This is a genomic window from Arenibacter nanhaiticus (assembly GCF_900141935.1).
GTDB classification, from domain to species: Bacteria; Bacteroidota; Bacteroidia; order Flavobacteriales; family Flavobacteriaceae; genus Arenibacter; species Arenibacter nanhaiticus.
In genome coordinates, this window is sequence record NZ_FQYX01000005.1 from 179,105 (window position 1) to 190,950 (window position 11,846).

The window sequence follows — 11,846 nt, forward strand, 5'->3', positions numbered from 1 at the left end:
ATGAGCTTTTATTGGGAAGCGTTCAAGGCATAGAGAGCAAAACTCCCTAACCAATGGGTACCACTATAATTATCATCTACAATATTGGGAAGTGAATACTGCAGATGTTCGTTTGCCATTTGCGTTAAGTGGCCGTATTCTGGCAATGTTTGGGCTATTCCGTATAAACACCAAGCCCTACTAAAGTTTAAACCGTCTAAATGCACCAGTTTCCCATCGGTGCGATCGGATACTTTTCCCGGCTCCAATTTAAAATTTGGATTTTCCAGCTGAGGCATAAAGGCCTTTAACCATGTCCTAAACTTTTTTTGGCCATACACTTTCCGCACTAAATTAGCTTCTTCCAAACAAGGCGACAGAAAATCGAATCCGCTTGGCTCCCATGACAAGGGGCACCCGGAATCAGATTTATAAAATCGGTCAACATTTGTTGTAATTGCTGCCTTCAAATCTTCCCTTTCCAAGGCCAGTGCATAATCCCAAGCCAGGGAAAGTCCAAAAGCGGTATTAGTATGTTCTCCCACTCGAATGGGATAGTTTAATTTTGGCAAGAATTCTAAATAAGCATTCTCGATATACATCGTCAAAGGCAGCAGGTTGTTTTCCAAATCCCTAGCCAATGGATCGTCCCAAGAGTGAAGCTCTTCTGCTAATTTAAGGATCCAAGCCCAACCGTAGGTACGCTCATAGGTTTGGTTGCCTTCCATTTTAAAATAAGCAACTTCTTTTTCGATATTTTCCTTGGAAATATTTTCTACCAGAATTCTTCTAATGCTTTCTGCCTGATTTAAACTAGGAAATTGTTTTAACAGAGAAATTAACGACCAATGGCCGTGTACCGAGGAATGCCAATCATAACAGCCATAAAAAGCTGGGTGCAAAGTTTTTGGAGCGGCTAAATGCGTGGCATCGTGCAGGGACTGGTTTAATTTGTTAGGGTATTCTACCTGTAGGCATTCTAAAGGCAATCGGGCTAGGCGATTGGCTTCTTTAAAATGCAATTCTGGCGCTTTAAGGGATTTTGAAACTTCCAATTCCAGCTTTTTTTCTTCCTTGCATCCTGTAAAAAAAATTAAGACTACAGAAAAGAGCAATATTTTATTACCCATGGTTTTTATGGTTTAAAGTGGTCGGTTAACAGTTATTGGTAAATATAAAAGCTTCACTACAAAATAGCACAGCCTTTTCTAAAATTTACCCCAGAAATAAGAAAACACAACAGTCGTTCATCTAAAAAGTTGCTGTTCGTCTAAAAATCGGATATTAATTTAAGGTTGATATAATATTTCTAAATGTCTAAGGTTATAATAGTCCCAAATTAATTATTTAACCTACTTAAATGACATGTTTAGAATGTAAAAAGGCGCTTAGTTATATTGACCATAGAAATGCCATGGATACACTAGGTCTTGAACTTTGCAGTAGACACAAAGGAAGAATAGAAAAATTAATCAAGTTAAAAAGGACTCCCAAGGAGGCGATTCTTCTCTATTATGGACTGAAAGAGGTTGGTATTCATCCTACCTTGGAATGGTGGGACGGAAAAAAATCTGTCGACATTTCTATATCCAGAGTAAAACTTAATATAGAAATAGACACTGCCTACAATTTAATAACCCACGACCAAGCGATTCAGAATTTGGAAGAAGCCATGCATTCCTTTAGAAATGGATTTACGACCATAAGGATTCCGCATATTCTCATAAAACACTATTTAAAAGAGACCGTCGCTAATATAAAGGGGATTTCTGAAAGCTTAAAAACAAATACCAAGACCATTTAAGCGTTATGGTTAATTCGAGAATTTGAAAATGAGGGAATTTGAAAATTAAATTATTGTACTAATTGGTTAATGTAACAATGAATTAATAAAGCAATGTACCAATTGAGGTTTTCCAAGTTGAGAGGCTGATAGCCTTTTAACGTGACAATTGGGATATAATGTTATAAAAATCAGGGAGTTTTAAAATTGAGTTGGATCTTAACGGAGGGGATTATTGTTTTTTGATGTATCAATTAGCTAATGTAACTATGTACTAATTGGGATTGTGGTAACTGAAAGACCTATAGCCATTTAATGTAATAATTGGGTTCTAATATTTTGAAAATCAAGGAGTTTTAAAATTGAGTTGGATCTTAACTGATGGCCAGATGACTTATTAATATAACAATGATTTAGTGTACCAATGGGTTAATTCTTTAAACTGAAATTGCCGAAAATAACCACTATGGAACATCAAAAAAGAAGATTCAAGAAGAGCAAGAAGAGCTGGTTTTGCTGCGATTATCATTGGGAATATAAATGAACCTCAAAGTCGGTAGGTTTTCGGAACAGGCTCTTTTAAATTAGTGCAGTCCTAGTTTTTTTTTACTGTACGGGTACAAGGGTGACGCTCGCTGCCCAGGTAAATTTTTGCATTTTCCCTTCGGTACTAAACCGACATCTGCATTTTAGGTTTATTGGTAACCTTGCTTAAATCCCAACGGCTAATATCTTGTTGAAAGCCATTAGCTTCGTAAAACATATAGGCCATATCGGTTACCGCCCCAACATTCCAACGGCCAATATCCTGATTGAAGGCCTTTGCCCCATAAAACATCATGGACATGGTTTTAACACTAGCGACATCCCAAGAACCTATATCCTGGTTAAAACTATAGGCATTAAAAAACATCTTTGACATATTGGTTACCTTACCAACATTCCAACTCCCGATATCCTGATTAAAACTAAAGGCATTAAAGAACATACCGGTCATATTAGTGACATTACTAACATCCCAAGCACCAATATCCTGATTAAAGGCTTTAGCCTCATAAAACATACAACTCATATTGGTCACCAAGGACAGGTCTGGGACATCCTTGGCATTTATAACCATATTGGAACATTTATAAAAGCTGTAATACATAGAGACCCATTGTTGCGACCCCCATTGTTCTACGGACAATAGTTTTTCGCTATCACTGTGGCTAGGGAAATATAGGTGTGGAAAATCACCGCTAATTCTAACGGTATAGACCCCTGGTTCTTGGTATGTATGGGTAGTGCTCTCGGTATAGACTTCTGTATCTATGGAACCATCGCCCCAATCGACCGTATAATGAAACCTTCCCAGTCCTGTGGGTAAGCATATTTGGTTGGACAAGGATTTTCCAAAGTTGTCAGTTTTCCAAACGGTAATAAAATCTTTGCTGTTATTGACCTTACCGCCTTGAACAGTACTGCCGAATACTGCCTTTTCACCATGCAATTCATTATTAAAGGACGTTTCTTTTACTGACATACTTTTTAATTTGAGGTTCCTACAAATAGCCTTTTTATCCATTTAGGAACGACAATTTCCTAAAAATAAGATAAAAGACTCCGATTAATTTTAATCGACTTGACATATGTCAAGAAACACCCTGTCTTTTTTACTATTTCCTTGGAAATAGCTATCCAATGTACGATTTATATTTCTTTTTAATGTTTTTAATCCTGCAATTTAATCAAAAACTCAAGACCGAATAAAGCTTTATTTTTTTATAATTATCCAAATTGTTTTATAAAAACCAGTACAATATTGGGAAGGTTTGCCCATTTTAGATATGACTATTGTTATTTGAAACAACTTTTATCCGACCTCCTCTACACCGCTATCAATGGTGTATTGTCAATAGTTTTTGGATTGATATGATTCCACAACTTAAAAGCACCCCTCCACAACTGTCGTTCCTATTTATACGTTTATTCACTTTTCCTTTATATATCATATTTATTGGCATATTTGGCAAGAGGTACATCATGATATCCTTAACTTTACCATACGACCATAACTATTAACAGGAAGGGCGACTATTCTACTTCCTACAAAACGATCGACAACATGAAAAATACGGTGAAGTCTATAAACCCTTTCAACAATGAATTATTGCAGGAATACAAACTGTTTTCTGATCAACAGATAGCGCAGGTGTTACAGCAAACGGCATCAAGTTTTAGCAAATGGAAGAAGGAACCTATTGACGACAGGGCCAAATTATTGTCTAAGGTGGGCAAGCTATTGGAATTGCAGAAATATAAATTCGCCAAACTTATTACTCAAGAAATGGGCAAACCTTTGGTACAAAGTATCACTGAAGTAGAAAAATGCGCTTGGGTATGTGAATTTTATGCGGTCAACGCTGATGATTTTTTGTGCGATGATCTTATTGAGACCGAGGCTCGAGAGAGTTTTATCAGTTACGACCCTTTGGGATGTATACTGGCCATCATGCCATGGAACTTTCCCTTTTGGCAAGTATTGCGCTTTGCGGCACCCACCCTAACGGCAGGAAATACCGTTATCTTAAAACATGCCGCCAATGTAAGCGGATGTGCCATGGCGCTAGAGCAATTATTTGAGGAGGCGGGCTACCCTAAAGGATGTTTCCAAGTTATTATTGCCGACCACCAGCAGGTAGAAAGCCTTATAGAAAACACTATTGTCAAGGCCGTCACTTTAACTGGCAGTGAAAAGGCTGGCAGACACATTGCCGCCATCGCTGGAAAAAACCTAAAAAAAACAGTCTTAGAACTCGGTGGCAACAATGCTTGCATCGTATGGGAAGATGCCGATTTGGATGCCCATGTAAAAACGATGGTGAATGCTCGGATGTTAAATGCGGGGCAAAGCTGTATTGCCGCGAAACGATTCATCGTAGTGGCCGATATTTACGAGGAATTCATAGCGAAATTCCAGCAACAAGTACAATTACTTCACCAAGGCGACCCTATGGATCCGGAGACCGACATCAGTGTATTGGCCCGTCCGGATTTGGCCGATATCGTTGCGCAACAGGTAACCGACTCCGTTGCAAAGGGGGCAGAAGTCCTTATAGGCCACAAAAAGGACAAGGCTTATTATGCCCCTACCATTCTTACTAAAGTGACTCCCGACATGCCTGTCTTTAAAGAAGAAGTATTTGGTCCTGTAGCCGCCATTATCAAGGCCAAGGACAGAGAAGAGTCTTTAGCCTTGGCCGCCAATACCGCTTTTGGATTGGGCACCATGCTTTTTACCCAAGACTTAAAAGCTGCCCGTCATTGTATCGATCAAATAGAGGACGGCGCATTTTTCATCAATGAGATGGTAAAATCGGACCCAAGGCTGCCCTTTGGAGGTACCAAAGCATCGGGCTATGGCCGAGAACTTTCCAAAGAGGGCATCTTAGCATTTGTCAATAAAAAAACGGTCTACCTACACTAGTATCTCAACACGGTAAGGTGAAAGGCTTATTACGGCTACACCTTACCGTACACAGGAATTATAAAATCCCCGTTTAAAAAAGGTTCTGGATTTATGGTACTCTGAAGGATTACTCCAGATTGAGGTCTCTCTAGCAACATTTGGGCCGCTTGTAGCAAGGGCACGGCCGTAGTGGTCTGGATGGCCCTTAGCATATGTTTCCCCACTTTTTGCGGTAGTATCCGTTTGGCGACTTCCCTCCTTCTTAGAATTCCACGGGCGTCTTTTCCCTGTACAGCGGCATATAGAATTATCTGATCGTCTTGGATAAGGGGAATTTTAGCGATCATTTTTTGCTGCAATTTCACCACGGGATTAGCGGCATTGCCCAAATTTCGTATTTGCTCCTGCACCCAGGCATAATGGCCCGGATGCCGCAGTGTTTTATAGTCTAGGGAAGCTACTTTTCCGGCCAGGGCATTTGGTAAATCTGCTGCCCCGCCCGAAGTCAGGTCCTCTTCATAAGCGATACCGTCTATCAAAATAGTGGCCCGTTCGGACAGGGCCGGAAGTTTTACCTTTTTATAGTCTCGTAGTGCTTCGGCCTCTTTTAAATATTCCGTGGCCACTCCGACCGGACTCCATGTAAACCCGTAATAATGGGGCCCAACGGCATGTTTGGTAAGGGCTCCTACCTTAAATTCTAGGGTGTCGACCTTTTCTACGCTATAATCTTTACAAAACTGTTGAAAAAGCATATTTGCCAAAACATCTATATACCCCGGTGCCAATCCGGTCTGCAGTACAAATCCGGTTTTAGCATCTTTTGCCAAAGCCATTATTTGATTGGTCTCGGCTACATATTCGGTAAGGTTGGCATAGTGCATCTGGTAGTCTTTTGCCAATTGGGCCATTTTTGGGGCCATCGCTCCCGGCAGGCAATCGAGCAAGACATCGGCAGTGCGCATTAGCTCCTTCATTTCTGGAGTGATGCCGTCCTCAGGAAGGTGAAAAGCCGTTAATGAACATGCTTTTGTGGTGCCGGTTTCGATCCACTTAGCTACCCTTTGTGCCTTTTCGAGGGTTCGGTTACCGATAAAAATATTGGGGGCAACTTGACTCCATTCTGCCAAAATGAGTCCCGCTGCCTCTGCGATGCCCCCGGCCCCGGCAATAAGGATATTGTATTGCTTTTTCATATATAGCTATTTTAGGTTTTTAAGGGTCATACTTCGGCTTCGATCAGTACAGGAGATGTATTTCGCATATTGTCATTCGTCTTTACCACCAGTGTTCGGTCATGCTTCTTCCATATAAGAAAGATACTATTTTCTTGGGAGATTTTGGTGAGCCTAATTGGAATTTGTGGGGGTTGGTTTTTATTAATGTACCAATTAGTTAATGTAACAATGGATTAATTGGGGAATTGTCTTAGTTGAGGGGCATTTGGGTTTTTAATGATCTGCATGGGATTGTAGACACATGGGAATTTTTTCTCGTCACTCCCAGGAGTCCTCATTTTAGGACGATGAAGGGGTCTCACCAACATGGTTCTTTCATCTTTTAAGGACAGTTTTCTTACTCTTTCCGGTACGAGCGTGACGCTTGCGCTAGCGGGGGTTCATGTGGAAATGTACCAATTAAATAATCTAGCAATTGGTTAATGTACCTATTGGAAAAGTTTCGTTTGAAAATTGGTTTTTGATACCTTGAGGATTTTGGGATTCCATTCGCGACAATCATAGCCCCGGAGGGGCCTCATATTAATAATGATGGTATTATTTGTATTCATAGGTATCGTGGATTCGGTCCTATCTTTTTCATTGATCATTGTATTCGCGTTAGGGATTGCAGCGGCATCCTTTTTTAGGGGCATCGCCCCTAAAAAAGATACAGCGGAAAGCCCGGCCCGATAGGGGAACGCCCAACCAATAACAACCCTTATAAGGAGGATACTATTTTACAGATTTGCCTTGTGATAACTCAGTAGCGGAATGCTAATATGGTCTTCTATTTTTTTGACCAAGCTTTTGTGGAACAACCTTTTAAGGATGCCCTTTTCTTCTCTTTCTAGCACTACCAAAAGGTCTGCACCAATGATTTCGGCATGGGTTTTTAGTTTTTCCTCAATAAAATCGGAAAAAATTAGCTTAAACTCCACTTTCTCATACGCTACTTTTTTCGCCAACATATCCTTAAACCATTCCATTTGGTCCATCCCGGCATATTCCTTTTCCGTGGAGATATGGGCGATAGATATTTTTGCATCCAAGGCCTTAGCCAGGGGCACTATTTTTTTGATCGCAGCAATATCGGCCTCTTCAAAATCGGAGGCATAGAGGATATTCGTTATCGCCATCTCTTCCATACCATTGGGAACGATCAGCAGCGGACAGGGAACTTTGTCCTGCAGTCCTTTGCCGATATCGCCCACAAACAATCCACGTTCGGTATGTTTGTCCTTACGCCCTATGATAATTAACCCTACCCCCAATTCCTTGGCCTTTTTTAGAATCCCCTGAGAGATGAGTTCCACACGCTCTACCACACATTCCACGGCCTTGCCTTCTAGATGGCCCAAGTGTTTGGAACAATAGGCCGTTAATATTTCTTGTTGCTCCTTGATTACATGGTGGGCTATTTGCTGAGGCGGACGCGATACCGACACCCGTATCATCGGCATTTCATGGCCATAGTACACCATTAATTTTGCTCCTAAACGAAGACTTAGTTCGTAGGCGTATTTTAGGGCTGCAGCAGAATTTTCTGTGCGGTCGGTAGCGTACAAGATGCTTTTTATCATATCTACATTATTTATCGTTAAAACTATGGGCTTTTAGGCTTACTTTTTATGACTTCGGTCATATTATAAAGCCTCCCGTATAACGGTAGCAGATTACTTGGCTTTAGGGAGTGCCAAAAAGGGTACTTTACTCACAAAAACAAGGTGATGCACCACGGCTTCGCGCAACAGTTTTTCAAAAAAACTACGCTTGTTGTAGACCATTGCGACCATCCCAATATGTTGATTTTCTTTTTCTAATAATAGAAGGGTGGCCGCGATAGAAGTACTCCTTGGAACTTCTAAAAACCTGGGCTTTACCGTTTTAAACATTTCCCTAAGGGATTCTCTATTGGCCTCTTGAGACTCCGTAAGCTGTTTTTCTGAAGCTATATGAACTACGGTTAAGGCAGAATTCCACCATTGACAGATCTGAATAAGGGGGTTTAATTCCGATTTTTGGAATTCACTTTTATAGTCATTGGCAAAAACAACCTCATCGGGAATATCGTAATCATAATTTTCGGGAACCGCTATAATGGGGCAGTTTTGAACCAGTTGTATCGCCTTCATGGTGGTGCTGCCAAAGAGTACGTTCTCTATAGCGGACGCTCCCTTGGTGCCCATAAAAACACACTCGATATTCCAGTCCATAACCGTACAGTTAATGGCATTGACGGGCGAATCGTTTATAGAAACGGGCATAAACCTATGGTGTTTATTTTCTTTTTTGGCCTCCATTTTTTTAATGATTGCTGCCAACCCCTCCTTGGAGGCCTTTACAGCGTCTTCTCCCCCAATGTTCCTATAATAGGCATGGAGTATATAAAAAGTACAATCGTGCTTTTCTAAAAGATAGACGGCATAATCGATGGCCTTTTGGGCCCTATTGGAAAAATCTGTGGGCAATAGAATCTTCTTCATATTTATGGACGTCTTTATATTATCGCATCTACATCGCCGATGGCAAGACCAATAGTGGTACTTCTGAATGGAAGCCTATTTTTTTTACCACCGCTTCTCGGGTAAGTTTTTCTATAAAACTATGGTGGTAATGCATCAAGGCGATCATATCGGCTTCGGTTTCACGGGCAAATTCGGTGATGGCCTGGGCTACGTTTACTTCCATTTCTACCATATGAAAACTATGCTCTATTCCCCCTAGGCGCTTGCGCAGTAATTCCTTGTTAGATTTCTGCGTATCGCTCATCACAAATTCCAGGGCCACCTGAAAAACATACACCTCTGCCTTCCAAAGGCTTGCCAGCCCTGTTAACGGTGCTAGCTCATGGGCTTCGTAATAATTGGTAAAATCTGTAGGGAATACTATTCTTTTTAATTGCTGAAAATTATAGGCTTCTGGTACGGCCAGGATGGCCCTATGCCGTATTTTTTGAAGCACCTTCACCGTATTACTGCCCATAAAAATCTCTTTGGCCCCGGTAGCTCCAGTGGTTCCCATAACAATAAGTTCTATTTCCTTTTGACGGACGGTTTCCGAAATGGCATTTATGAGGTGATCTGACTTGGAAATTTTCTCGAAAGTATGGTTAGAATTTCGATGGTGTTCCCCTAGGTATGTCAATACCTTGTTCAGTCCTCTATCGGACTGCTCTGCCAAGGAGTCAAATAAGACCCCTAACCTTTGTTTTCCCTTTTCGCCCAAAACCTTGGACAACTCCGGGTCATAGGCATTGAGGAGCATAAAACAACAAGATTCATGGGCCAATAGTTTTAAGGCGGTGAACATGGCATTCCAGGCATTATCGGAGAAATCGGTGGGCAACAGTATATTCTTCATCCTGCTATGAGGTATAACATTAGGTGGTCTTCTTTTTTTTCATCAAGGTGTCTGGGATTACTAGAAATGGAATTTTTACATGAAACCCTATTTGGTCGATATTTTGTTTTAATAACAGGTGTTCAAACAAGGAGTGTTTTCGGTTCATCATTACCAACAGCTGAAATCCGTGTTCGGAGATATACTCTAGGATGGCCAAGGGCATATATTTTCCTTTTTCTTCCTTTATTTGGTGCGGTATTCCTTGCAAACAGCTATCCAAAAAAGCCTTGTTGTTTTGCTGTGCTGCCGTAAGCTCATATTCTTCTTTTATATGTAGTACTGTTATTTCCGCTTGGAACATTTTTGCCACATTGATCATTACCATAAGATCGTCTTTCTTAAAGGGCAATAGATAGTCTGTGGAAAAAAGGATCTTTTGAATGGGCTTGTTTTCAAAAGATTCGGGGACCATCAGCAAAGGAACTTTTACCTTGCGCAATACAAAGACAGTATTAGACCCCAAGAACAACTGCCGGGCGCCCGTAGCGCCTTTGGTGCCCATGACCACCATATCGACCTTCTTTTTTTTTACCAAGCGATTTATTTCATCGGTCAGAACATTAAAGGCCGAAATCATTTTATAACGGTGCTTGGTATTAGGGTATTGGTGTCGAACATCTGCCAATGTTTTTTGGAGTCCGGCATGGGAAATATCGGTACCTACATTGGGAATTCCACTGTATCCGGAACCTCCAATCATAAAATCTGTCCTAAAAAAGGATGGCGTATAGGTATGTAAAAAGTAAAACAGACATTCTTCTTCTTTAAAAAAATCCATGGCAAAAGAAATGGCATTCCATGCATTGGGCGAAAAATCTGTAGGAATTAATATGGTCTTCATCAGCTTTTAATTTATACACTTACACATTCATTGATTGTAGGGCTACCTATAAAGAACCATCATACGATAGCCGTAAAAGGCGACGGGAGCGACCCCTAATCACCTTAACCAAAGATAATTACTCTAAAAATCATATTTAATGATTCTCGTCATTTGGGGGCTGCTAATAACAAGGGAGATTTGTATGTCCCAACTTTATAAGTCTAGAAATCATGGCGCTTCAATTTAATCAGTACGCGAACGAAGGAACTGCCTTTCTAAGGGATTATAGTCAAGAAATGGAGCTAAGCACCGATATGGATAGGGCAGGAAGAATTCTTACTGCTACGCTTCACGCCTTGCGAGATATTATTCCTATGGAAGAATCCCTGCAGTTTATGGCCCAATTGCCCATGTTTTTAAAAGCCGTATACGTCAATGGATGGTCCCTGAAAAAAAAGGGGCCAAAAATTAAGCATCTACCGGAATTTATAGACCTGGTCAGGGAATACGATGGCTCTATGGCCGCCTATGATTTTGATTACAGCAACGAAATGGCCGAGGCCTATATCAGCACTACTTTTATATACCTCAGCAAATACGTGTCCATGGGAGAATTATTGGATATACGCGATACCCTTCCAAAAGAATTAAAACCGCTCATTCCGTCTAAATTAATATTCTAAATACTCCGACCATGAATTATATACTAGCCATTGTTCTTTACCTTTTACTATTACTGCTGATGCTTTATATCCTAAAAATCTCTAGAGGTAGCTAATGGCCCACTATGGGTAAGGGCTATAGGAGAGAAGGGTGTTGAAAAACAGCCCCACTTATTGTTAACCCGCATTATTCACCAAGAGTTTTTTCTTCAAGGAATTTGAGGATAAATTTTGCATTCCCTGGATTAAGGAAATTTTCCGGGATAGTTTTCCAGCTGTTAGATGAACCTTCTGTAAATTTTAGTGCAGATATGACTATTTTTAGTCCTGATATTGCTGAAATTTCCCGATAAGGCATAGGTATCCCAAGACTGATAAACAGTGAGATGAGTAACTTTTAGCCAGAGAGCAATTCCTGGAATAGATGCTGGTACACAAAGGCTTTGGAGAGCCGGTAATAAATTCTTCTTTTGGTTATTTTAATGGTAGCACCTATTTTCAGCAGGTTAGTCCTAATGCTGCTGAT

General features: G+C 40.7%; 10 protein-coding genes. 3 read left to right on the forward strand and 7 right to left on the reverse strand.

All coding sequences use genetic code 11. The annotated features are described in order from the left end of the window. Positions 1-8: 8 nt before the first annotated feature. Positions 9-1,109 carry a DUF2891 domain-containing protein gene (locus tag BUA16_RS05185; RefSeq protein WP_072763575.1) on the reverse strand — a complete coding sequence of 367 codons (1,101 nt, stop codon included), beginning with the start codon at positions 1,107-1,109 and terminating at the stop codon, positions 9-11. A 230-nt stretch (positions 1,110-1,339) separates the two neighbouring features. Here BUA16_RS05185 and BUA16_RS05190 point away from each other — a divergent pair, with 230 nt between their 5' ends. Beyond that, positions 1,340-1,783 (forward strand): hypothetical protein, encoded by a 444-nt coding sequence (locus tag BUA16_RS05190; RefSeq protein WP_072763576.1) that lies wholly within the window; start codon positions 1,340-1,342, stop codon positions 1,781-1,783. Between the two features lie 649 nt (positions 1,784-2,432). On the opposite strand, the gene BUA16_RS05195 is transcribed toward BUA16_RS05190, so the two are convergent. Further along, positions 2,433-3,287 (reverse strand): BspA family leucine-rich repeat surface protein, encoded by an 855-nt coding sequence (locus tag BUA16_RS05195; protein ID WP_178338846.1) that lies wholly within the window; start codon positions 3,285-3,287, stop codon positions 2,433-2,435. A gap of 582 nt (positions 3,288-3,869) precedes the next feature. Between BUA16_RS05195 and BUA16_RS05200 the strand changes: the two genes are divergently transcribed. Next, the gene (locus BUA16_RS05200) at positions 3,870-5,231 is read left to right on the forward strand and encodes an NAD-dependent succinate-semialdehyde dehydrogenase (RefSeq protein WP_072763578.1); all 1,362 of its coding nucleotides are present in this window, start codon (positions 3,870-3,872) and stop codon (positions 5,229-5,231) included. A gap of 35 nt (positions 5,232-5,266) precedes the next feature. On the opposite strand, the gene BUA16_RS05205 is transcribed toward BUA16_RS05200, so the two are convergent. The 5 genes from BUA16_RS05205 to BUA16_RS05230 form a co-directional block, all read right to left on the reverse strand. Further along, positions 5,267-6,409 (reverse strand): saccharopine dehydrogenase family protein, encoded by a 1,143-nt coding sequence (locus BUA16_RS05205; protein WP_072763579.1) that lies wholly within the window; start codon positions 6,407-6,409, stop codon positions 5,267-5,269. Between the two features lie 761 nt (positions 6,410-7,170). Then, positions 7,171-8,013, reverse strand: coding sequence for a universal stress protein (locus BUA16_RS05215; RefSeq protein WP_072763581.1), 843 nt, complete (start codon positions 8,011-8,013; stop codon positions 7,171-7,173). A gap of 93 nt (positions 8,014-8,106) precedes the next feature. Next, a complete protein-coding gene (locus BUA16_RS05220; protein WP_072763582.1) occupies positions 8,107-8,916 on the reverse strand; it encodes a universal stress protein in 810 nt (269 codons plus the stop codon). 28 nt (positions 8,917-8,944) lie between these two features. Continuing rightward, a complete protein-coding gene (locus tag BUA16_RS05225; protein ID WP_072763583.1) occupies positions 8,945-9,793 on the reverse strand; it encodes a universal stress protein in 849 nt (282 codons plus the stop codon). A gap of 19 nt (positions 9,794-9,812) precedes the next feature. Beyond that, entirely contained in the window at positions 9,813-10,676 is an 864-nt protein-coding gene (locus BUA16_RS05230) for a universal stress protein (RefSeq protein WP_072763584.1), read from the reverse strand. Between the two features lie 212 nt (positions 10,677-10,888). On the opposite strand from BUA16_RS05230, the gene BUA16_RS05235 reads away from it, so the two are divergent. After that, positions 10,889-11,341 carry a DUF2267 domain-containing protein gene (locus BUA16_RS05235; RefSeq protein WP_072763585.1) on the forward strand — a complete coding sequence of 151 codons (453 nt, stop codon included), beginning with the start codon at positions 10,889-10,891 and terminating at the stop codon, positions 11,339-11,341. Positions 11,342-11,846: the final 505 nt, after the last annotated feature.